Consider the following 21,665-nt stretch of genomic DNA (forward strand, 5'->3'; position numbering starts at 1 on the left):
ATTCTAGGATTGGCGTGTACGGCGCGACAGCGCCACCAGCGCGTAGCCGAGCGTGGCAAAGGGCCAGAGCCAACCCAGCCACTGCGCCAACCCGTTGAAGCGGATGAAGCGGCCCTGCTCCCACGTGGCCAGCGTCTGGGCGAAGTAGGCGCTTTCAGGCGCCTGGTTCAGCAGGCTCAGGTGCAACACCAGCGCCAGCAGCAACAACCCGCCGCATAGCCGCCGCGGCGCCCCCAGCAAGACGATGCCGACACACCCCGCCGCGACGATCCCGATCTGCACGGGCAGGCTGAGCCACGACCAGGCGTGCGGCGGCCCGTAACTCAGCGCCGCCGAGAGCGCACTGGCCGCGATGCCGACCAGCAGCGTCAACGGCAGCAGCATCGCGCGCCGCACCGCCGAGCGCGTCACCATGAAGCCGAGCAGGCACGGCACCAGCGCACCAAGCATCACGCACAACAGTTCGACGCCCGGCACCAGCGGCTGCAGCTCGAATTGACGCAACGGCATCCAGTCGATGAAGGGCGTGTCGAGCAGCAGTTCGGAGATGGCGGTTTCGAGCCGCTCGAACACCTGGCCGAGCCCGAACGTGACAGCCGCCGGGAACAGCAGTGCGACGGGCCACAACGCCAGCAGCACCAGCGCGCCACGCGCGTCCTCGACGAACCAGTTCGAGCGCGTGCGGTGCCAGTGCGCGATGGCGCCCATGCGTTCGAGCCCGACCGCCAGCACTGCGCCGAGCAGCGTGCCGGCCGTGTTGAAGCCGAAGTCGACGTTCGACGGAATGCGCGCCGGCAGATAGCTCTGCAAGGTTTCCATCGCGAACGAGATCGCCGCGCCCGCCAGGGTCGCCCGCAATACGGCGCGCGCGCCACTCGCGGCGGCCCGGGTCCGAAGCACCGTGAGCGCGGCCAGAAAGCCGAGCGGAACGTAGCCTGCGATATTGATCGCGAAATCGAAACCGGTCCAGTATTTGGGCCACGGCGCCGCCAGATAGGCCCAGGGCGCGATGCCCTGGTCGCGCCAGTCGGCAAACGGATAGAGGCTGGCGTAGAGAATCAGCGCCGCATAGGCGAGCGCCAGGGGCAGTGCGGTGGTCTTGTGCGCTGCCACCGTGGTCAGAAGGGCTTCACCACGACCAGGATCACGATGCCGAGCAACAGGAACACCGGCGCCTCGTTGAACCAGCGATACCAGCGATGGCTGTGCCGGTCGATGCCCGCTTCGAAGCGGCGCAGCAACGCGCCGCAGGCATGGTGATAACCGAGCGCCACCAGCACCAGGACCAGCTTGGCGTGCATCCACCCGTTGCCGGGGCCCCGGCCGATGCCGTAGCCCAACCAGAGCCACAGGCCGAACGCCAGCGCAGGCACGGCCAGGAAGGTGGTGAAGCGCATCAGCTTGCGCGCCATCAGCAGCAAGCGGGCCCGCTCGGCGATCGATTCGGGCGGCACCATCGCCAGGTTCACGAAAATCCGGGGTAGATAGAAAAGCCCTGCAAACCAGCTTGCGACGAACACGATATGCAGCGACTTGACCCAGAGCATGAAGGCAGTTTAGTGGCGCCGCCCTGACGGCGAGCGGACAAAAAAAAGCCCGACGTCAAAACGTCGGGCCAGGAAGCCCTTTTGCTGTCACACATCAAGGCACCCGCTCAGGGAGGAAAAGCGGGGGACGGCAAGCCGCCCAAGACAGAATTTAACAAAGCAACCCCGTGCTTTCAAGGCGCTGGTAACTTTTTTTTGACATTTTTGCCCCTTCAAAATAACCATAAAGTATTCATCAATGCGAAATCAAAGAACGAACGGTCGTGCGGCGCACAACGGCCGCGCCGCAGCAGTTCGGGCACAATTTTCCCCATGACCCCTCTCGCCCCCTTTCCCGCCGGCCGCCCGCGCCGCCTGCGCCGCGATGCGTTCAGCCGCAATCTGGTGCGCGAGCACGCGCTCACGTCGCACGACCTGATCTACCCGGTGTTCGTGCAGGAGGGCCAGCAACGGCGCGACCCAGTCGCGTCGATGCCCGGCGTCGAGCGGCTCAGCCTCGACCTGCTGCTACCGGTGGCCGAACAATGCGTGGCGCTCGGCATTCCGGTGATGGCGCTGTTCCCGGTGATCGATGCCAGCCTGAAGACGCCCGACGGTGACGAGGCTTTCAATCCCGATGGCCTGATCCCGCGCGTGGTGGCCGCGCTCAAGTCGCGCTTTCCCGAACTCGGCGTGATGACCGATGTGGCGCTCGACCCCTACACCAGCCACGGCCAGGACGGCCTGCTCGACGAGACCGGTTACATCCTCAACGACCCGACGGTGGAAGTGCTGGTGAAGCAGGCGCTCGTCCAGGCCGAAGCCGGCGTCGACATCGTCGCGCCGAGCGACATGATGGACGGACGGATCGGCGCGATCCGCGACGCGCTCGAAGCCAACGGTGCCATCCACACGCGCATCATGGCCTACAGCGCCAAGTACGCGAGCGCGTTCTACGGCCCATTTCGCGATGCGGTCGGCTCGGCCGCCAACCTCGGCAAGAGCAACAAGAAGGTCTACCAGATGGATCCCGGCAACAGCGACGAGGCGCTGCGCGAGGTGGCGATCGACATTGCCGAGGGCGCCGACATGGTGATGGTGAAGCCCGGCATGCCCTACCTCGACATCGTGCGCCGCGTGAAGGACGAGTTCCGCGTGCCGACCTTCGCCTACCAGGTGAGCGGCGAGTACGCCATGCTGAAGGCCGCCGCGCAGAACGGCTGGCTCGACCACGATGCAGTGGTGCTGGAAAGCCTGCTCGCGTTCAAGCGCGCGGGCGCCGACGGCGTGCTTACCTACTTTGCGCTCGACGCCGCCCGCTTGCTACAGAAACAATAACGCCCGATGCGCAGCCTCGAAATCGACAGCAGCCGGGTGATCGAGCACGATTCGCTCGCGCCATTGGCCCGGCCCGGCGTTTGCGGCAACGGCAGCTACCTCTGGATCTCGCTGACGCGCGAGGAATTCCGGGCCGAGCTCGGCAACGTGCAGGACATTCTCCAAGCCTTGTGCGGCACCCGGCTGGTCGACCTGCATGTGGCCGACCTGCTGAACGACCAGTTGCCCTCGCACTACGACTTCACCTCGCTCTACGACGTGCTGGTGTTCCGTCGGCTGGCGGCGGGCGTCGAGGCCGCCACGCCGGGCACGCCACCTCCAGCGCGGGGCGGCCCGACGGTACTGCGCCGCATCGACACGCGCCCGGTCGGCTTCGCCGTGTTCGACCGCGTGTTGCTTTCAGTGCACCCCGAAGGCGGAGCGCTGCGCGACATCTATGCGGCCAAGCTGCTGGCCGCAGCCGCACCGGGCGGCGGCGCACCAGCGCTCGATGTACGCGCCACGAGCGCGCGGCTGCCCAGCGGCCCGGCGGATCTGATGCTGCGGCTGGTGAACCAGATCGTCGACGGCTACCTCGATTTGCGGCGCGAACTCACCCGGCAGCTTGACCACTGGCAGGCCGAGCTGATCGACCCGCGCAGCCGCTTCACCAACTGGGGCGCGCTGATGCAGGCGCGCCAATCGCTGCACCACCTGGACGAAATCTGCGAAGACCAGCGCGCCGCGGTGCAGGACTGGATTGACGCGCTCGAAACCCTGCCAATGCCCGACGACGCGGCGGAACGGCGCGACCGCGAGCTGGTCATGGTGCGCAGCCGCGACGTGCACGAACACATCGAGCGCGTGGTGCACCATGTGCGCCGGCTCGAGCAGAACGCCGAGACCGCCGTGCAGATGCACTTCAGCGTGCAGAGCCACCGCACCAACGACATCATGCGGGTGCTCACGGTGCTGACTGCGATCTTCCTGCCGCTGAACCTGATCGCCGGGATCTTCGGCATGAACTTCGAGTTCATTCCGCTGGTACACAAGGCCGACGGTTTCTGGATCGCCATGGGGTCCATGGTGGTCGTGGCGGTGGTTCTGGTGCTGGTGTTCTGGCGCAAACGCTACCTCGCGCGCACGGCGCGCTGAGCACGCGCCCATGAAAAAGCCCGGGCTGCCTGCGCAGCCCGGGCTTTTTTTTAACGGCCGGTGCTTACTTGGCCTGAACGCCGTCGCGCTGCGCCTGCAGACGCACTTCGGCGGGGTTCTTCATGGTCGAGATCACGCGGCTGTTGACGCGCGAGCCGCTCGACACGTTCTGGTCAGGGGCGCTCGCGGTTGCAACGGCCTGGGCACGCACGGCAGCCGGGTCGGCCACCGAGGTGAACGGGTCGGCACCGCGCGAACCGCGGGTCACGTTCTGGTTAGGTGCCGAAGCGGCGCGAACGGCTTCAGCGTCGACATCGGCGCGGTTGAGCGCCGAAACCGATTGGTGAACGCCCAGGTAGGTTTCAGCATGCGCGCCGACAACGGCGACAAATGCGAGGGCTGCGGCAGCGATGAGTTGCGAAGAGGTCTTCATGTCGGTTCCTTTGATGGCGGATGGTGGTATCGAGCCAGGCTTGCGGTAGCGCCTGCCTGTGGCCCGAAGTTTCGAGCCGTTTGCCCCTTGAGAAACGCACGAAAAGGAGACACCACGTTTCCTCCTTAGAAACAATGACCGCAGCCTGACGTGCACAAGAAAAAGGCCGGGGCAGCGCTTGCGCGCCGCCCCGGCCTTGGTTTGTGTCGCTGTCACGCGGCCGCAGAAGCGGCCGGATGAATTACAGCGCTGCCTGGCGCGTGAAGGACACGGTCGGCTTGCTGTAGGCCGCCGGCACTTGGTCACGGTAGAAAGCACGGCGATCCAGGCTCTGCAGCGGGTTGTGCGCGGCAGCGACAGCCTGTTCACGGACGACAGCGCGATCGACCGAAGCGGTCAGGGCCGGTGCCACGTTGGACGACACGCCGTCGCCATACACGTTGCCTGCACGGGCAGCGACGGTGGCTTCGGCAGCGACATCGGCGCGAGCGAGGCCGCTGGTCAGCTGGTGCACGCCATCATAGGTTTCGGCTTGTGCGCCGGCGGCAGCCAGAATGGTGAGAGCGGCGGCGGCGATGATCTTCGAGGTGGTCTTCATTTCAATTTCCTTTGAGCATTGAGTCAGTTGAATCGAACTGGTCTTGGGTGGGATTGCGTCTTCGTTGACGCTTTCCTCGCTCGGGGGCCTTTGTTCACTCGGGTTTGCTGGAGTGCTTGCCCGTGAGATGAATTTTGAACCAGGAATATAGGTAAAAACCCTTGAGAATCGAACCGCTGCGTTCACGCTATCGAAACAATCCAGGAGCCTATGGACAGTCTTGACCTCATCAAAACCTTCCACGAAGTGGCCGCACAGGGCAGTTTTTCGCAGGCGGCCAAGCGGCTGGACATGTCAAAGGCCACCGTGAGCAAGTACGTGGCCGAGCTCGAGACGCGCTTCGGCGTGCGCCTGCTCAACCGCTCCACCCGATCGGTGAGCCTCACCGATGCCGGCGCCCTGCTGCTCGAGCGCAGCAAGCCGGTGATCGAGATGGTCGAGCATACGCAGGCTGAACTGCAGGATCACGCGAGCAAGCCGCGGGGCCGGCTGCGCATCTCGGCCTCGCATGGCATGGGCCAGGGCAACCTGCCGAACCTGCTGGCCCAGTACATGGGCTACTACCCCGACGTGCACATCAGCCTGCAGCTGACCAACCGCGTGGTGGATCTGGCCGAGGAAGGCATCGATGTCGCGCTGCGCTTCGGCCCGATCACCGACGCCAACCTGATCGTGCGGCGCCTGCTGTTGATGGATCTGGTGGTGTGCGCCTCGCCGCGCTACTGGAAGAAGCATGGCAAGCCGACGCACCCCTCGGAACTCGCGCAGCACGACGCGCTGACCAACTTCAACCAGGGCCAGCATCCGGAGTGGACTTTCGAGGTCGACGGCAAGCCGTTCAAGGTGGACGTGAAGAGCCGCATGGACGCGACCGAAGGCGCGCCGCTGATCGAAGTCGCGCTGCACGGCTTTGGCGTGCTCTACCTGCCTACGCTGCTGGTGCAGTCGTACCTGGACAAAGGCGAGCTCGAGCCGGTGCTGCAGGACTATGTGAGGGGTGACATGTGGTTGTCGGCCGCCTACCTGCAACGACGCCACAACAGCGCGGCGTTGCGCGCGCTGCTGGATTTTCTGGAAACCCGCATCAAGGGGACTCCCGGCAAGGGTCCCAAGCCGAAAAAGACCTGAGTCACTTCACGCCGAACAGGTCGGCCGCGTTGTCCCAGGCGATGCGCCGCGCCACGGCCGGCGGCAGGTCGCCGAGCCAGGCGCGATAGCCCTGCATCAGTTCGTCGTACGAACTCCAGCGCTGGTTGACCCAGGTGTCGGAGCCCACCAGAAAGCGCTCCGGGTACTGCAGGATCAATTCGCGCCACTCAGGGCACAGCTTGCCATCGGCACAGGTCAGGCCGGGGCGGTAGGAGAGCTCGCCCATCAGCAGCGGATAGCGCTCGAGCAGTGCGCGCACGCGCGCCACCGGCGCGCCGCCGATGCCGGTGTGCGCCCAGATCAGGCGCAGCGCCCTGCCCTTGGACGGCGCGTTCGCCATCAACAGATCGATCGCCACGTCGTCCACGTGCGCGAGCACCGCGAGCTGCTTCTGCTCCGCCAGCACGATCAGTTTTTTTGCGACCGGGCCGTTGGCATTGGCGCTCTCGTACAGATGGAATTCACCGATGCCGCGGTACGGCCCGCTCGCTGTGCCGCGCGCGAGTTCGGCATGCACCATCTCGTAGATCGTCTCGTCGCGGAACCAGCTGGTGTAGTCGTCGCGGTTGCGGTAGAGCCGCACGAAGGGCACCACCGTGACGCCGGCCTCGCGCGTCTCGCGTGCGGCGGCGAGGGTCTGCGTTCCGGCGTTGGGCCGCGAGTTGGCCACGATGGCTTTCACGCCGTTGCGCTGCATGCGCGCGAGCGCCTCGGTCGGCGGAAACGGGCCGGTGTTGCCGTCCCACGCCTCCTGGTTGTAGTGCAGGTGGGTGTCGAACAGCGGACCGGTGTAGTCGGCGGCCTGTGCGATCACGCTGCTTGCCATCAAGGCGATCGCTGCCAGTGCCCGTACTGCGGGCGCTGGCAGCGGAGGCTTGAAGGCCGGCACGCTCAGGTCAGGTGCTTCGCGAAGAACGCGAGCGTGCGTTCTTTCGCGACCTTTGCCGCTTCCGCGTTGTACGAGCCGCGCTGGTCGCAGTTGAAACCGTGACCGCATTCGTACACATGCACCTCGACCTCGGGGTGCGCGGTGCGGAAGTCGTCGATGGTGGGCAGCGGAATCCAGTGGTCGTTGTTGCCGAAATGGGCCAGCACCGGCACCTTCGGTTGCAGCGCGCTTTCTTCCGGCGTGGTCATGCCGCCGCCATAGTAAGGCGCCGCCGCCGCGAGGCCCGACACCGATGCCGCCGCGCGCCAGGTGAGCAGCCCGCCCCAGCAGTAGCCCACGATGCCGACCTTGCCGGCCTTGCCCGCGTAGTCGACCGCCGCCTGGATGTCCTGCAGCACGCCGGGCGCAGGCAGTGCTTCCACCGCGGTCTTGAGGCCGAAGCCGGCCTTCATGTCTTCGTCGGTGTAGCCAAGTTCGACACCGGGCTTGACGCGGTGGAACGTCGCCGGCGCCACGGCGAGATAGCCCGCGGCCGCATAGCCGTCGGCCACTGCGCGGATGTGCGAGTTGACGCCGAAGATTTCCTGCACCACGACGACGGCGCCCTTCGGCGCGCCGGCTGGTTCGGCAATGTAGGCCGGGAAGGTGAAGCCGTCTTTGGCGGTGAGGTCGATGGATTGGCCCATGGTCATGCTCCGTTGGTGGTGGGTGGTGGTTGCAGGGCGCTGGCGACGAAGTCGAGCCGATCCTGCCCCCAGAAGATTTCGCCGTCGATTACATAGCTCGGTGCGCCGAACACGCCGGCCTCGATCGCATCCTGCGTGTACTGCTCGTAGCGCTCCTGCACCGCCTGGCTTTGCGACTGCTCGATGCGGCGCGCGGGCAACCCGCATTCAACCACCATCGCTTCCAGATGTTTCGGATCGGCGATGTTGCGCTGCTGCACCCAGACCGCAGCAAACAGGGCACTGCAGAGTTTCATCGCAGCGTCGGTGCCGTCGTTGAGATCCACCGCAATGATCAGCCGTGCCGCATCGTCGCCCGACACCGGAAAGAACTTCGGCTGCGGGATCAACGGCATGCCCAGGTGGCGCGAGTAGCGCGCCAGTTCGACCAGCCGGTAGGCCTGCCGCTGCGGCGCGCGCTTGCCGAGCGGCAGTCCGCCCGACACCGGGAACACGGCGCCGAAATCGACCGGCCGCACCCGAACCGTGGCACCGGCGGCTTCGGCCAAGGCGGCGAAGCGCGCGTGGCCCAGATACGTCCACGGGCTTTGCGGTGTGAAGTAGTAGTCGATGGTGCGGCTCAATCGGTCTCCTCGATGATGTAATCCGGCGTCGGGGGGTTTTAACTGACGCGCAGATTCTGTGCAGGAGGCGGGCTTTGAATCAGGTGCTCTTGATCACCGGCGGCAGCCGCGGCATCGGCGCTGCCACGGCGCGGCTCGCGGCGCGGCGCGGCTGGGCCGTGGCCGTCAACTACGCGAGCCAGGCGGCTGCGGCCGACGAGGTGGTGCAGGCCATCCGCGCCGAAGGCGGCCGGGCGATCGCGGTGCAGGCCGATGTGGGCGACGAGGCGCAGGTGCTCGCCATGTTCGACCAGGTCGATGCCGAGCTCGGCCCGCTGAGCGGCCTTGTCAACAACGCCGGCGTGGTCGACATGCAGTCCCGCGTCGACCAGATGACGGTGGCACGGCTGGAGCGCATGCTGCGCATCAACGTGATCGGCAGCTTCATTTGCGCCCGCGAAGCGGTGCAGCGCATGAGCACCCGGCACGGAGGCCGTGGCGGCGTGATCGTGAACCTCTCGAGCGCGGCGGCGCGGCTCGGCTCGCCCGGCCAGTATGTCGACTACGCCGCGAGCAAGGGCGCCATCGACAGCTTCACCATCGGCCTCGCGAAAGAGGTCGCCGACGAAGGCATTCGCGTCAACGCGGTGCGCCCGGGCCTGATCGAGACCGAGATCCATGCCTCCGGCGGCCTGCCCGACCGCGCCGCACAACTGGCGTCCACGGTGCCGATGAAGCGCACCGGCAGCGCCGACGAGGTTGCCAACGCCATCGTCTGGCTGTTGTCCGCGGAGGCCAGCTACGCGACCGCGTCGTTCGTCGACATCACCGGGGGGCGCTGACATGGCCACCCCGGCGATGGATCTGATCAAGCCGCTGATCACACTGCTGGCGATCGTGAACCCGCTCGCGATCGTGCCCTTCTTCATCCACTACACGCAGGGCTTCACCGAAGGCCAGCGGCGGCGTACCGTCATGGTGGCATCGTTCAGCGCTTTCGTGGTGATCGGTGTGAGTGCGTTGCTGGGCTTGCAGCTGCTTGGCTTCTTCGGCATCTCGATCGCGAGCTTCCAGGTCGGTGGCGGGTTGCTGCTGTTGATGAGTTCGCTCTCGATGCTCAATGCCAAGCCGGCCGAAAGCAAGACCACCAACGAAGAGATTCGCGCCACCGAGGTCAAGGCATCGCTCGGCGCGTCGATCGCGGTGGTGCCGCTGACCATCCCGCTGCTGACCGGCCCGGCCACCATGTCGACCGTGGTGATCTATGCCGAGAAGACGCGCCACATCTGGGAGCTGCTGGTGCTGGTCGGCTACGGCGCCGTGATCGCGCTGGCCACGGCCGCCGCCTTCTCGCTGGCCGAGCCGATCGCGCGCGTGCTCGGCAAGACCGGCATCAACGTGATGACCCGGCTGATGGGCCTGATCCTCGCTGCGCTGGCCGTGGAAGTGATGGCCGACGGGCTCGGCAAGCTGTTTCCGATCCTGAACCGCGTCGCCTGAACCTCAGAGCCGCGCCAGCGCCTCGCGCACATCGGCGGGCGAGCGCACCTGCACCGCCTGCAGGCCGGCGGCAATGGCGCCGGTCACGTTCTCGGCCAAGTCGTCGAAGAACAGGATGGCCGATGGCGCGACGCCGATCGCTTCGGCGATGTGGGCGAACGCGGCGGCTTCGGGCTTGCGCAGGCCGATCTCCGATGAAACGAACACCCGGTCGAAAGTGGTGGCGATGCGCGGGTAGGCCGCCGTCCAGGCACGCTGGTGCTCGGCGTTGGTGTTGCTGAACGCGTAGCAGGGCCAGTGCTTGCGTGCCTGCTGGATCGCGTCCAGCGTTTCGGTGATCTCGGCGCGGAAGATCGCGTTCCAGCCGTGGGCGATCTGTTCGTCGCTGGCGCTGAGCCGCAGGGTGCGGCGCAGGCTTTCGAAATAGTCGGCAGCGGCGATCTCGCCGCGCTCGTGCCGGCGGTAGGGCTCGTCGAAGCCGAAGCGCTGGCGCAGTTCGTCCAGCGGCAGCGCCGAATGCAGCGCCCAATGCTGCAGCGCATGCTCGAAGTCGAACTCGAACACCACGCCGCCTAGGTCGAACAACAGGGCTTCAACGGGCGGCTTTTGGGGCATCTGCATTCGGGGCAAGTTCGAGTTCAACGAGGCGCGGCGTGACCGTGCCGCCATCGACGACAAGTTCGCCCACCGAAATCGGCAGGCTGAAGCGCCGCGGCCCGGCGCTGCCGGGGTTGATGTAGAGCACGCCGTCCCGCCGCTCGATGCGCGGCTTGTGCGAATGGCCGGTGACGACCACCTGCACGCCGGCGGCCGCGGCGTCGATGTCGAGCTCGGCGATGTCGTGCAGCGCGTAGAGGAACACGCCGCCGACCTGCACCATGTCGGTTTCGGGCACGGCGTCGGCCCAGGGCTCGCGGTCGTTGTTGCCGCGCACGGCGGTGAGCGGCGCAATGGCGGACAACTGCTCGAGAATCTGCGGCCCGCCGATGTCGCCGCCGTGCACGATGTGGTCGCAGCCCTGCAGAAACGCCAGCGCCTCCGGCCGCAGCAGGCCGTGCGTGTCGGAGATCAGGCCGATGCGTGTCACGTCACTTGAGCCCGTCTGCCCATTGCACCAGCTCGGCCACCGCTGCGTCGGTGGCCGCGGTGAGCGCCTTCACGCCGCCGGCAGCGTCGGCGCTCGGCGCGGGACGCGTGACGACGACCAGGCGCTGGCCCAGCACGCGCTCCCCGCCCGGGCTGCCGCGGACCAGCGTAGCGCGCACGCGCACCAGGCCGACGCTGCTGGCGGGCGACTCGAAGTAGTGGCTGAACTCTTCGAGCGAGATGCGCAACAGGTCGGTGGTGCGGCCCTCGGTGCGCGTCAGGTTGGCGGCCTCCAGCGTGCCGAGCACGGTGCGCCGTTGCGCCAGCGCATCGCGCAGGCGCTGGCGCAGCAGTTGCGTGGGCGGCAGGGTCCAGCGCGAGCCCGCGTATGGACGCAGTTCGTTGGCGTCGGCATAGCCGAGGCGATAGTGCAGTTGCGTGCCTTCGAGCCGCGAGGCGCTGGTGTCGAGGTCGGCCAGCGTGATCGGGGGCAGCACGGCGGACGGCGCGGCCTCGAGTGCAGCGGTCAGCGGCCCGGGGCCGAAGTCGTAGAGCACGGTGCGGCCGGGCTTGTCGGGCAACGCACCGCAGCCGGCCAGGCCCAGCGCGCCCAGAATTGCCAGGCAAAAAAGGCCTGCCGCGCCCGTCCTGCCTGCGCGAGCAGTCATTGTCTTGATAGCAAATGCGGTCATGTGCGTGCTTTCTCAGGGACGGGCCGGCGGTGCGACGAAGCCCGGCTCGCCCGGCCCCGGCAACGGCGTGCCGGTGCCGTAGAGCACCGACTGCGGATTGTCGGCAATGGCATCGGCCACGCGGCCGACGCGGCGTGCGGCCAACGAGGTGTCGTCGGCCGCGCGGTTGAAGCGCGGCAGCGTGGTGGTGTTGAGCGACTCCAGTGTCTGCTGCAACGCGGTGGTACCGTTGCCGAGCCGGTCCATGGTGCCGCCCTCGGCGTTCAGCCGCGTGAGCGTGCCGTTGACCGAATTGGCCACGCGCGAGAAGTCGTTCGCGGTGGTGCGGAAGGTGGCGATTGACTCGCGCGCCGTGTTGGCCAGCGGCGGGATGGCCGCCAACGCCGGATCGATGCGGGTCTTGAGCGTGTTGTCGAACGAGCGTGTCACCTGGTTGGCTGTGGCGGCCACCTGCGCGATGTTTTCCAGCGCGTCGGCGATGCGCTTCTGGTTGTCGTCGCCGAGCAGTTTGTTGGCGCGCTTCGTCACCTCTTCGATCTGGTTGATGATGGCTTCGCCGCGATCCTGCAGCTGGGCCAGCACCGAGGGCTTGAGCGGAATGCGCGGCGGGTTGTCGTTGTCGGGCACCAGCGTCGGGCTGCCGTCGGCCTTGTCGTCAAGCGCGATGAAGGCCAGGCCGGTCACCCCCTGGTAGCTCAGCGTGGCGTAGCTCGAGGTGGTGAGCGGCACGCGCTCGTCGACCGTGATGCGCACGCGCACGTTGCCCTTCACCTTGGGGTCGAAGTCGATCGAGGCCACCTTGCCGACCGCGATGCCGCGGTAGCGCACCGTGGCCTGCGGCTGCAGCCCGCTGACCGCGTCGCGCGTGGACAGCTCGTAGATGTTGCGCACCGTGTTGTCGCGCGTGAGCCAGACCACCAGCGCAACGAGCGCGGCGAGCAGGCCGAGCACGAAGGCGCCGGCGGCGATGGCGTGGCTTTTGTTTTCCATGGGTCTACCTCTTCTCGTGCAGGGCTTCCATGGCACGCTGGCCACGGCCGCCGAGGAAATATTCGTGGATGAACGGATGCGGATAGGCGATCACGTCGCGCGCGCTGCCGGCCACGATCACCTTCTGGTCTGCCAGCACGGCGATGCGGGTGCTCAGGTCGAACAGGGTGTCGAGGTCGTGCGTCACCATCACCACCGTGAGCCCGAGTTCGCGGTGCAGCCCGCTCAGCAGGTCGCAGAAGCCGTCGGCGCTTTCGGGGTCGAGCCCGGCGGTGGGCTCGTCGAGCAGCAGCAACGGCGGATCCATGATGAGCGCGCGTGCCAGCGCCACGCGCTTGATCATGCCGCCCGACAGATCCGACGGACTCTTGGTGGCGTGCTGCGGTTCCAGCCCGACCATCTGCAGCTTGACCAGTGCGGCGTCGCGGATCAGGTCGTCCGGCAGCAGCTTCAGTTCGCGCAGCGGAAACGCGATGTTGTCGAGCACGCTGAACGCCGAGAACAGCGCGCCGTGCTGGAACAGCATGCCGACATCGGCCGCGGCCATCGCGCTGAGGTGGCCGGGCGGCTGGCCGAGCACCGTGACCTCGCCTTTGGTGGGGTGTTCGAGCCCGAGGATCTGGCGCAGCAGCACCGTCTTGCCGGTCCCGGAGCCGCCCACCAGCGACAGCACCTCGCCGCGCCGGATCGTGAGGTCGAGGTCGCGGTGCACCACCTGGTCGCCGTCGGGCGAGGTGAACACGGTCCACAGCTTGCGGATCTCGACCACGTTTTCGACAGCGTCGGTCATGCGAGTACCTTCGTGCTGCGCACTGCGGTGCGAGCTTGCTTGGGGCGGCCCGGCGCGGCGCTCATGCGCGGAACCCAATGCCCTTGAACAACACGGCGAACAGCGCGTCGACCAGGATCACCACCGTGATCGAGGTGACCACCGAGGAGGTGGTGCCGCGCCCGAGGCTCTCGGTGTTGGGCTTGACCTTCATGCCGAAGTAGCAGCCGATCAGCGCGATCAGGACGCCGAACACGGCCGACTTCGACATCGCGAGCCAGAGGTTCGACATCGGCACCGCGCGCGGCAATGCCGACATGAAGTACGCAGGCGAGATATCGAGCGCCAGATCGGCCGCGATCATGCCGCCGAACAGCGCTGCCGCCGATGTCCAGAGGCTGATCAGCGGCATCGCGATGGCCAGCGCCAGCACGCGCGGCATCACGAGCCGGAAGCCGTGCGGAATGCCCATTACGCGCATCGCGTCGAGCTCTTCGGTCACGCGCATCACGCCTATCTGCGCCGTGATGGCCGAGCCGGAGCGGCCGGCGATCAGCACCGCCGCCAGCACCGGACCCAGTTCGCGGATCAGCGACAGGCCGAGGATGTTGACGATGAAGGTCTCGGCGCCGTACTGCCGCAGCTGTTGCGAGGTGAGGTAGGCCAGCACCACGCCGATCAGCAGGCCGACCAGCGCGGTGATCGGCAGTGCGGTGGTGCCGAACTGGTAGAGCTGGCCCGAAAAATCGCGCCAGGGCCCGCGGTGCGGCGCACGGATCAGCTTGCCGATGTCGAGCACCAGCTGGCCGATCAGGCGCAGGAAATCCCTCGCCACGAACATGATGCGCGGGCCGGTGTGCGCAAAGGTCTTGAAGCGATCGGCCAGCGACGGCGGCGTCTCGTCGGGCGCACGGCAGGTGTACTGCGCCACCTGGTCGAGCACGGCCTTGTGCTGCGGATCCATCTCGAGCTGCGTCGGCCAGGCCTGGCCCCAGTGGTTCCAGAGCACCTGCGCGCCGATATGGTCGAGCTGGTCGATCGGCCGCAGGTCCCAGCCTGTCGCGGACTGCGCCGAGGCCGACGCCAGACTCTTCGACAGCGCCTGCCAGGCGCCGGCCCGGGACAACGCCAACGCCGTCCAGCGACCGCTTGCCACCACGGCGCCGCCCGCATGCTCGATGCGCGGCGAAGCGTCAGGCGCAAGGGTGGGTGCAGCGGCGGACATGGGTGCGATCGGTTCCGGAGGCGGCTCGTGTGTGGAAGCGGACTTCATCGTAACCGCAGGGGTTGTGCACGCGACGTAGGAGCGCGGCCCACGCTGAACCCCGGCGCCAGCACGTCACGCAGCCACGCCACGAACGCGGTGACCGCCCGCGGCACATGGGTGGCGTAGGGCCGGATCGCGTAGAGCTGTTCGCCGAAAGCACCCACTGGCTGCCATTGCGGCAGCACCTCCACCAGCTTGCCCGCCTGCAACGCCGCCTGCGCGCTGAAATCCGGCATCAGCGCGATGCCCAGGCCGGTGATGGCGGCGTCGCGCAGCGCCTCGCTGTTGTTGGCCGCGAGCGGCCCGGACACCGGCACGGTGATGCGCGGTGCCGTCGGCCCGCGCCCGGGCGCACGGGCCTCGAAATGCCAGGCCGGCGTGTCCTGCGCGCGCGGGTAGTGCAGGCAGTCGTGGCCGGCCAGCGCCTGCGGCCCGTCGGGCATGCCGCGGCGGCGCAGGTAGGCGCGGCTGGCGACCAGCACCGAGCGCGTGTGGCAGAGCGTCCAGGCCACGTGCGTGTCGGGCGGCGCGGCGGTGTGCCGGATCGCGAGGTCGAAGCCTTCCATCGCGAGCGAGCGGAGCCGATCGGACAGGTCGAGCTCGAGCCGCACCTCGGGCTGGGCGCGCAGGAACTCGGCCAGCCGCGGCACCAGTTGCTGGCGCGCGAACGCGACCGGCGCGGTCACGCGCACCAGCCCGCGCGGCACGCCCGCAAGGTCGCGCACCCCGGCAAAGCCTCGGGCAATCTGCTCGAAGGGCTCGCGCATGTCCTCCACCAGCCGCTGGCCGGCCTCGGTCAGCCGAACGCTGCGCGTGGTGCGCTGCACCAGCGGCACGCCGGCCGCACGCTCGAGTTCGGCGATGCGCTGGCTCATGGCCGCCTTGCTGACGCCCAGGCGCTGCGCCGCCGCCGTGAAGCTGCCTTGCTGGGCCAGCACGGTGAGCCAGTGCAGATGAACCCAGAGTGCTTCGATCTTTTGGTGTTCCATGCCTGCATTGTTCACCATACCGAACAATCAATTCAGCGGCAGCCGCTTGGCGGGCCGACCCACGCTGCCTAAACTGCCCGCACCCCTGCCACTACCCGACACCTCCCATGCAACTCACCAAGACACCCATCGACCACTTCATCAACGGCAAGATGGTTGCCAACACCTCGGGCCGCGGCCAGGACGTGACCAACCCCGCCACCGGCTCGGTCACCGGCTACGCCGGCCTGGCCAGTGCGGCCGAAGTGGGTGCCGCGGTGGCCGCCGCGCAAGCCGCGTTCCCGGCCTGGGCCGACACGCCGCCGATCCGCCGCGCACGCGTGCTGTTCAAGTTTCTCGAACTGCTCAACCGGCACAAGGACGAGCTGGCGCACCTGATCACCGCCGAGCACGGCAAGGTGTTCACCGATGCGCAGGGCGAAGTCAGCCGCGGCATCGACATCGTCGAGTTCGCCTGCGGCATTCCGCAGTTGCTCAAGGGCGACTTCACCGACCAGGTCAGCACCGGCATCGACAACTGGACGCTGCGCCAGCCGCTCGGCGTGGTGGCCGGCATCACGCCGTTCAACTTTCCGGTGATGGTGCCGATGTGGATGTTCCCGGTGGCGATCGCGGCCGGCAACACCTTCGTGCTGAAGCCGAGCCCGACCGATCCGAGCGCCTCGCTGCGCATGGCCGAGTTGCTGAAGGAAGCGGGCCTCCCCGACGGCGTGTTCAACGTGGTGCAGGGCGACAAGGTCGCGGTCGATGCGCTGCTCGAACACCCGGACGTGAAGGCGGTGAGCTTTGTCGGCTCGACGCCGATCGCCAACTACATCTACGAAACCGGTGCCCGCCACGGCAAGCGCGTGCAGGCCCTGGGCGGCGCCAAGAACCACATGGTGGTGATGCCCGACGCCGACATCGACCAGGCGGTCGATGCGCTGATCGGGGCAGGCTACGGCTCGGCCGGCGAGCGTTGCATGGCGATCAGCGTGGCGGTGCTGGTGGGCGACGTGGCCGACAAGCTGCTGCCCAAGCTGGTCGAGCGCACCAAGACGCTGAAGGTGCTCGACGGCGAGAACCTCGCGGCCGAAATGGGCCCGATCGTCACCAAAGCCGCCCACGAGCGCATCACCGGCTACATCGCGCTGGGCGAGCAGGAAGGCGCGAAGCTGCTGGTCGACGGCCGCGGCTTCGATGCCGGGGCAGCGGGCAACGGTTGCGACAACGGCTTCTGGATGGGCGGCACGCTGTTCGACCATGTGACGCCCGCCATGCGCATCTACAAGGAAGAGATCTTCGGCCCGGTGCTCGGCTGCGTGCGTGTGCACGATCTGAAGGAAGCGGTCGACCTGATCAACGCGCACGAGTTCGGCAACGGCGTGAGCTGTTTCACGCGCGATGGCAATGTGGCGCGCGAGTTCTCGCGGCGCATCCAGGTCGGCATGGTCGGCATCAACGTGCCGATCCCGGTGCCGATGGCCTGGCACGGCTTCGGTGGCTGGAAGCGCTCGATGTTCGGCGACATGCATGCGTATGGCGAAGAAGGCGTGCGCTTCTACACCAAGCAGAAATCGATCATGCAGCGCTGGCCCGAGAGCATCGGCAAGGGTGCGGAGTTCGTGATGCCGACGGCGAAGTAACTCGACCGCCTTCTATGAAAAACGCCGCGGGCCTTTGGAGGCTCGCGGCGTTTTTCTTTGTTGACTGCTGTTCGGGATGGGCTCGAGGGCGACGGGTAGCCCCTTCCGCGAATGTCCCCCGGCATGAGCCCAGCGCCCGATTTCCCATCGTGTTCAAGCGCCGGTCACATGCACACCCGGCCGCAACCCCGCGTTCCACTTGCCCCCAATGGCCCGCTCGATCTGCGCCGCCAGTTGCAGCAGCAGCCCGTCGTTGGCCTGACGCGCCTGCGCCTGGATGCCCAGCGGCAAACCGTTCTCTTGCGCAGCCAGCGGCAGCGAGATGCCGGGCATGCCGCACAGGTTGGCGAGCGGGGTGTACGCGAAGTTCTTCCACAGGTTGCCGAACCAGTCGTAGACCGACGGGTTGTCGCTGACCGTGAGGTACTCGGTGGTGCCGACCTTGGGCGTAGGCAGCGCGGTCACCGGCGTGAGGATGATGTCCCAGTCCTCGAAGAAGTTGCCGAAGGCGCGCGAGGTGGTGTTGAACACCGCCTGCATCTTCGAGCGCTCGGTGTACGACGTGTTCAGGCCCGCTTCCCAGATCTTGATGTTGATCGGCTCCAGCAGATCGGCCGGCGGACGCTCGTGGCCCAGGCGCGCAATCTGGCCGGCGATGACCTGCGCGAAGTTGCTGATGTAGCAGGTGGTCTGCGCGGCGAAGGCGGTCTGGAAGTCGACCTTCGGCAGCGCCCATTCGACGTGATGGCCCAGCCCTTCGAGGAAGCGGCCGACACGCTCGAGCTCGGCCACGAAATGCGGCACGGCGCGGTAGTCGCCCCACTCGTGCGACAGCGCGATGCGCAGGCGGCCGGGGTCGCGCTGGATGAGTTCGCTGTACGGCTCGGCCGGCGACCAGAACGGCATGAACTCGCCGGGCGCGCCGCCGCGGCACTGGTCGACGAAGGTCGCCGTGTCGCGCACCGTGCGGCTGTGGCAGCCCTGGATCGACACCAGGCCCGACAGATCCGACAGGCCGGGCGCCAGCGAGAACACGCCGCGCGACACCTTCAGGCCGATGTTGCCGTTGGCGCCGGCCGGAATGCGGATGGAGCCACCGCCGTCGGTGGCGTGCGACATCGGCAGCACACCCGCGGCCACGATGGCGCCGGTGCCGGCCGAGGAGCCGTAGGTGGTGTAGGCCGTGTCCCAGGGGTTGCGCGTGACGTACAGCGAGTTTTCTGCCGAGCTGCACACGCCGAACTCGGGCGTGGTGGTGCGGCCCATGATGTTCAGGCCCGCCTGGCGGATCTTGCCGGTGAGGAAGCTGTCTTCGGCGGGGCGGTGGCCCTGCATCAGCTGCGAGCCGAATTCCTGCAGACGGCCCTTGAGCGTGGGGCCGAGGTCCTTCATCAGATAGGGCACGCCGGCGAAGGTGCCGCCGGTGTTCGTGCCGTTGCCCACCGGGTCGGCCACGGCGTCGTCGAACACTTCGACCACCGCATCGAGCGGGCCGTTGACCTTCTCGACGGCAGCCTTCGCCTGCGCCGCCAGTTCGGCCGGGCTCACGTCGCCCTTGCGCACCCGTTCGGCCAGCGCCACCGCATCGTGGTCCGCCCATTCGGACCAGGTCATTGCCATCGTCATTTCAGTTTCCGTTTCTCTTCAGTTGTCGAATCAAGGCCAGCCGAATCCCAGCCTCAGCACCATGAGCGTAGCCGTCCCGACCAGGATCGTCCCGGTCACGTCGCCTCGCCGGGCCAGGTAGTACAGCAAGGCCGCCGCCACGGCGAACAGCCGCGCGTCGCGCCAGTCGGCCAGCAGGTGGCCGTTGCTCAGCAAGACCTCGGGCACCACCATCGCAAGCAGCGCCGCTACCGGGGCATGGCGCAGGCCCTGGCGCAGCCAGCCGGGCAGGCGCGGGTCGCGGTTGGGCAGCAGGAAGAAGCTGCGCGTGAGCACGGTCACCAGCACCAGCGCCAGCACCGCGAGCCAGGCGTACATCCCGTGGGCCGCATGCATCAGCGCACGTTCCAGTGGCGGTCGGCCCAGAGCCCGACCACGAAGGCCGTCGCAATGGCCGCGACCACGTTCAGGCCCATCGGCCACGAGGCGGTGGCCAGCGCGACCGACGCGGCCGCCAGGGCCGAGCAGCGCACCGCGCGGTCGGTCAGCATCGGCAGCGCGAGCGCGAGCAGTGCCAGCACGCCGACGAAGTGCAGACCCCAGGCGGTGGGAATGGCGTCGGCCAGGAAGATGCCCGCGAGCGACGCGGCATGCCAGGCGGCCCAGTTGGTCAATGCCAGGCCGAGGAAGTAGCCCTGCTGCGACACGGTCGCACGGCCGGTCGGCGAGGGCACCGGATGCCGCTGCACGAACTGCGCGTACACCGGATCACCGGCCAGGTAGGACAGCAGCACGCGCTGCGGCCGGCCATGCCCGCCGAAATAGCGCCGCCAGCTGACGCTGAACACCACGAAGCGCAGGTTGAGCACGCAGGCGGTCGCGGCAATTACCCACAGCGGCGCGTTGGCGGCGATGAGCGGCAGGCAGGCCAGTTGCGACGCACTGGCGAACACCAGCAGAGACATGCCGAGGATCACGCCGAGGCCGACGCCGCTCTTGGCCATTGCCACGCCGGCGACCAGGCCCATGGCCAGGGTGCCGAGCGCCGGGCCCCTGATGTCACGGCAACCCTGGGTGAACTCGTGGCGCCATACGGGGTCGTTGAGCCGCGGCGACGGGAACGGCTGTCGCATCAGAGCGCCGTCGGCACCGGCTGGCCCGCGAGTTCCGCGCGCGGCGCGGCGGCCAGCAGTCGGCGCGTGTAGTCGTTCTCGGGCGCGTTGAACACCCGCCCGGTGGCGCCCTGCTCCACGATGCGGCCCTGGCTCATCACGATCACGCGGTCGCACAGCTGCGCCGCGACGCGCAGGTCGTGCGTGATGAAGAGAATGCCCAGCCCGAGGTCGCGCTGGATCTCGCGCAGCAGTTCGAGGATCTGCGCCTGCACCGACACGTCGAGCGCCGACACCGCCTCGTCCGCCACCAGCACCTGCGGCTGGCAGGCGATGGCCCGCGCGATCGCGAGGCGCTGGCGCTGGCCGCCGGAGAACTGATGCGGGTAACGCTGGAGCGCGGTGCGCGGCAGCTGGATGCGGTCCATCAGCTCTTCGGCGGTCTTGCGCGCATGCATGCGGTCCATGCCGAAGTTCATCGCGCCCTCGACCATCGATGAGCCGACGGTGCGCCGCGGGTTGAGCGAGCGGTTCGGATCCTGAAACACCACCTGCACCCGCGAGCGCAGCGGCCGCAGGCGGCCTTCAGGCAGGTCGTGCACCGGCGCATCGCCCCAGAGGATGCGGCCTTCGCTCGGTTCGATCAGCCGGATCATGCAGCGCGCGAAGGTCGACTTGCCCGAGCCGGACTCGCCTACCACGCCCACCGTCTCGCCGCGGTGCACCGCGACGCTCGCGGCCTGCAGCGCGGTGTTGTGCCTGGCGCGGCCCATCCAGTCGCGCCGCGTGTAGACCTTGCCGACGCCGTCGCCCGTTATCAGCGCCGGCCCGTCCGGCAGCGTGCGCGCGGGCGGCGGCGTCATGCCGGGCACGGCGTCGAGCAGCATGCGCGTGTAGGCCTCGCGCGGGCGGCGCAGCACCTGTTCGCAGGCGCCCTGCTCCACCAGCGCGCCGCGGTGCATCACCATCACCTCGTCGGCGATCTCTGCGACCACGCCCATGTCGTGGGTGATGAAGAGCACGGCGCTGCCCTCCTCGGCCTGCAACTCGGCGATGAGCTTGAGGATCTCGGCCTGCGTGGTCACGTCGAGTGCCGTGGTCGGCTCGTCGCAGATCAGCAGGCGGGGCTTGAGGATGATCGCCATCGCGATCACGATGCGCTGGCGCTGCCCGCCCGAGAGCTGGTGCGGGAAGCTCGCGAAGATGCGTGCCGGGTCGGGCAGGCGCACCCGCTCGAAGATCGCGAGGATGTGCGCCTTGCGCTCGGCGGCACCCCAAGTTGTGTGGGTGCGCAATAGTTCGTCGACCTGCTCGCCGCAACTCAGCACCGGGTTCAGCGCCGTCATCGGCTCCTGGAACACCATCCCCATGCCGGTGCCGCGCAGCTGCCGCAGGCGCTTGTCGGAGATGAAGCGGCCCTGGTCGACCAGCGTCTCCCCCGACAGCACCACCTGCCCGGCCGAGAGCGTCAGCCCCTTTGCCATCAGGCCCATCACGGTGGTCGCCAGCACAGACTTGCCGGAGCCGGACTCGCCCACGACGCAGAGCGTGCGGCCAGCGTCGAGGCGCAGATCAAGGTGTTCGATCGCATGCGGGCGATCCGCATCCGACGGCAGGCCCACCTGCAGGCCGCGCACTTCGAGAATCAGCTCGCGGCCCGGGGAATCGGTCATGT

The 21,665-nt window shown here is 67.8% G+C and carries 24 protein-coding genes; 6 read left to right on the forward strand and 18 right to left on the reverse strand.

Going from position 1 to position 21,665, the window contains the following annotated elements:
- Nucleotides 1-3: 3 nt before the first annotated feature.
- Nucleotides 4-1,113 carry a VanZ family protein gene (locus tag QTI05_RS07650; protein ID WP_286623709.1) on the reverse strand — a complete coding sequence of 370 codons (1,110 nt, stop codon included), beginning with the start codon at nt 1,111-1,113 and terminating at the stop codon, nt 4-6.
- Nucleotides 1,114-1,118: 5 nt separating this feature from the next.
- Nucleotides 1,119-1,547 carry a CopD family protein gene (locus QTI05_RS07655; protein ID WP_286623711.1) on the reverse strand — a complete coding sequence of 143 codons (429 nt, stop codon included), beginning with the start codon at nt 1,545-1,547 and terminating at the stop codon, nt 1,119-1,121.
- Between the two features lie 312 nt (nt 1,548-1,859).
- Here QTI05_RS07655 and hemB point away from each other — a divergent pair, with 312 nt between their 5' ends.
- A complete protein-coding gene (gene hemB, locus QTI05_RS07660; protein ID WP_286623713.1) occupies nt 1,860-2,864 on the forward strand; it encodes a porphobilinogen synthase in 1,005 nt (334 codons plus the stop codon).
- A gap of 6 nt (nt 2,865-2,870) precedes the next feature.
- A complete protein-coding gene (locus QTI05_RS07665) occupies nt 2,871-3,998 on the forward strand; it encodes a magnesium transporter CorA family protein (protein WP_286623714.1) in 1,128 nt (375 codons plus the stop codon).
- 64 nt (nt 3,999-4,062) lie between these two features.
- Here QTI05_RS07665 and QTI05_RS07670 read toward each other — a convergent pair whose 3' ends face one another.
- Both QTI05_RS07670 and QTI05_RS07675 read right to left on the reverse strand, forming a co-directional pair.
- On the reverse strand, nt 4,063-4,431 hold the full coding sequence (locus QTI05_RS07670) for a DUF4148 domain-containing protein (RefSeq protein WP_286540973.1): 369 nt from the start codon (nt 4,429-4,431) through the stop codon (nt 4,063-4,065).
- 241 nt (nt 4,432-4,672) lie between these two features.
- Complete coding sequence (locus QTI05_RS07675) at nt 4,673-5,029, reverse strand: alpha/beta hydrolase (protein WP_286623715.1); 357 nt, start codon at nt 5,027-5,029, stop codon at nt 4,673-4,675.
- Between the two features lie 210 nt (nt 5,030-5,239).
- On the opposite strand from QTI05_RS07675, the gene QTI05_RS07680 reads away from it, so the two are divergent.
- Nucleotides 5,240-6,157: a LysR family transcriptional regulator gene (locus QTI05_RS07680; protein WP_286623717.1), complete on the forward strand. Its 918-nt coding sequence runs from the start codon at nt 5,240-5,242 to the stop codon at nt 6,155-6,157.
- A gap of 1 nt (nt 6,158) precedes the next feature.
- Here QTI05_RS07680 and QTI05_RS07685 read toward each other — a convergent pair whose 3' ends face one another.
- The 3 genes from QTI05_RS07685 to QTI05_RS07695 form a co-directional block, all read right to left on the reverse strand.
- Complete coding sequence (locus QTI05_RS07685; RefSeq protein WP_286624635.1) at nt 6,159-7,004, reverse strand: amidohydrolase family protein; 846 nt, start codon at nt 7,002-7,004, stop codon at nt 6,159-6,161.
- 65 nt (nt 7,005-7,069) lie between these two features.
- Entirely contained in the window at nt 7,070-7,753 is a 684-nt protein-coding gene (locus QTI05_RS07690; RefSeq protein WP_286623719.1) for a dienelactone hydrolase family protein, read from the reverse strand.
- A gap of 2 nt (nt 7,754-7,755) precedes the next feature.
- Nucleotides 7,756-8,376 carry a 2-hydroxychromene-2-carboxylate isomerase gene (locus QTI05_RS07695; protein ID WP_286623720.1) on the reverse strand — a complete coding sequence of 207 codons (621 nt, stop codon included), beginning with the start codon at nt 8,374-8,376 and terminating at the stop codon, nt 7,756-7,758.
- A gap of 74 nt (nt 8,377-8,450) precedes the next feature.
- Here QTI05_RS07695 and QTI05_RS07700 point away from each other — a divergent pair, with 74 nt between their 5' ends.
- On the forward strand, nt 8,451-9,197 hold the full coding sequence (locus tag QTI05_RS07700; RefSeq protein ID WP_286623722.1) for an SDR family oxidoreductase: 747 nt from the start codon (nt 8,451-8,453) through the stop codon (nt 9,195-9,197).
- Nucleotides 9,198-9,213: 16 nt separating this feature from the next.
- Nucleotides 9,214-9,855 (forward strand): MarC family protein, encoded by a 642-nt coding sequence (locus tag QTI05_RS07705; protein ID WP_286541487.1) that lies wholly within the window; start codon nt 9,214-9,216, stop codon nt 9,853-9,855.
- Nucleotides 9,856-9,858: 3 nt separating this feature from the next.
- On the opposite strand, the gene QTI05_RS07710 is transcribed toward QTI05_RS07705, so the two are convergent.
- From QTI05_RS07710 to QTI05_RS07740, 7 genes are all read right to left on the reverse strand, one after another.
- On the reverse strand, nt 9,859-10,476 hold the full coding sequence (locus tag QTI05_RS07710; protein WP_286623723.1) for an HAD family hydrolase: 618 nt from the start codon (nt 10,474-10,476) through the stop codon (nt 9,859-9,861).
- Complete coding sequence (locus QTI05_RS07715) at nt 10,448-10,942, reverse strand: metallophosphoesterase family protein (protein WP_286623724.1); 495 nt, start codon at nt 10,940-10,942, stop codon at nt 10,448-10,450. Before QTI05_RS07715 ends, QTI05_RS07710 begins: the two co-directional genes overlap by 29 nt.
- Before the next feature lies 1 nt (nt 10,943).
- Entirely contained in the window at nt 10,944-11,633 is a 690-nt protein-coding gene (locus QTI05_RS07720) for an ABC-type transport auxiliary lipoprotein family protein (RefSeq protein ID WP_286540964.1), read from the reverse strand.
- A gap of 12 nt (nt 11,634-11,645) precedes the next feature.
- On the reverse strand, nt 11,646-12,623 hold the full coding sequence (locus tag QTI05_RS07725) for an MlaD family protein (RefSeq protein WP_286623725.1): 978 nt from the start codon (nt 12,621-12,623) through the stop codon (nt 11,646-11,648).
- A 4-nt stretch (nt 12,624-12,627) separates the two neighbouring features.
- Entirely contained in the window at nt 12,628-13,413 is a 786-nt protein-coding gene (locus QTI05_RS07730) for an ABC transporter ATP-binding protein (RefSeq protein WP_286623726.1), read from the reverse strand.
- Nucleotides 13,414-13,474: 61 nt separating this feature from the next.
- Nucleotides 13,475-14,617 carry an MlaE family ABC transporter permease gene (locus QTI05_RS07735; RefSeq protein WP_286540960.1) on the reverse strand — a complete coding sequence of 381 codons (1,143 nt, stop codon included), beginning with the start codon at nt 14,615-14,617 and terminating at the stop codon, nt 13,475-13,477.
- Nucleotides 14,618-14,661: 44 nt separating this feature from the next.
- Complete coding sequence (locus QTI05_RS07740) at nt 14,662-15,648, reverse strand: LysR family transcriptional regulator (RefSeq protein WP_286540959.1); 987 nt, start codon at nt 15,646-15,648, stop codon at nt 14,662-14,664.
- A gap of 107 nt (nt 15,649-15,755) precedes the next feature.
- Here QTI05_RS07740 and QTI05_RS07745 point away from each other — a divergent pair, with 107 nt between their 5' ends.
- Nucleotides 15,756-17,273 (forward strand): CoA-acylating methylmalonate-semialdehyde dehydrogenase, encoded by a 1,518-nt coding sequence (locus QTI05_RS07745; RefSeq protein WP_286623727.1) that lies wholly within the window; start codon nt 15,756-15,758, stop codon nt 17,271-17,273.
- 153 nt (nt 17,274-17,426) lie between these two features.
- Here the strand turns inward: QTI05_RS07745 and QTI05_RS07750 are convergent, their stop codons facing one another.
- The 4 genes from QTI05_RS07750 to QTI05_RS07765 are packed head-to-tail and all read right to left on the reverse strand — an operon-like array spanning nt 17,427 to nt 21,663.
- The gene (locus QTI05_RS07750) at nt 17,427-18,899 is read right to left on the reverse strand and encodes an amidase (RefSeq protein WP_286623729.1); all 1,473 of its coding nucleotides are present in this window, start codon (nt 18,897-18,899) and stop codon (nt 17,427-17,429) included.
- Nucleotides 18,900-18,929: 30 nt separating this feature from the next.
- Nucleotides 18,930-19,274 (reverse strand): AzlD domain-containing protein, encoded by a 345-nt coding sequence (locus QTI05_RS07755; protein WP_286623731.1) that lies wholly within the window; start codon nt 19,272-19,274, stop codon nt 18,930-18,932.
- The gene (locus QTI05_RS07760; protein ID WP_286623732.1) at nt 19,274-20,011 is read right to left on the reverse strand and encodes an AzlC family ABC transporter permease; all 738 of its coding nucleotides are present in this window, start codon (nt 20,009-20,011) and stop codon (nt 19,274-19,276) included. Before QTI05_RS07760 ends, QTI05_RS07755 begins: the two co-directional genes overlap by 1 nt.
- On the reverse strand, nt 20,011-21,663 hold the full coding sequence (locus QTI05_RS07765) for a dipeptide ABC transporter ATP-binding protein (protein WP_444812870.1): 1,653 nt from the start codon (nt 21,661-21,663) through the stop codon (nt 20,011-20,013). The genes QTI05_RS07760 and QTI05_RS07765 overlap by 1 nt, the downstream gene beginning before the upstream one ends.
- Nucleotides 21,664-21,665: the final 2 nt, after the last annotated feature.

Source organism: Variovorax fucosicus, assembly GCF_030316825.1.
Lineage (GTDB): Bacteria > Pseudomonadota > Gammaproteobacteria > Burkholderiales > Burkholderiaceae_C > Variovorax > Variovorax fucosicus.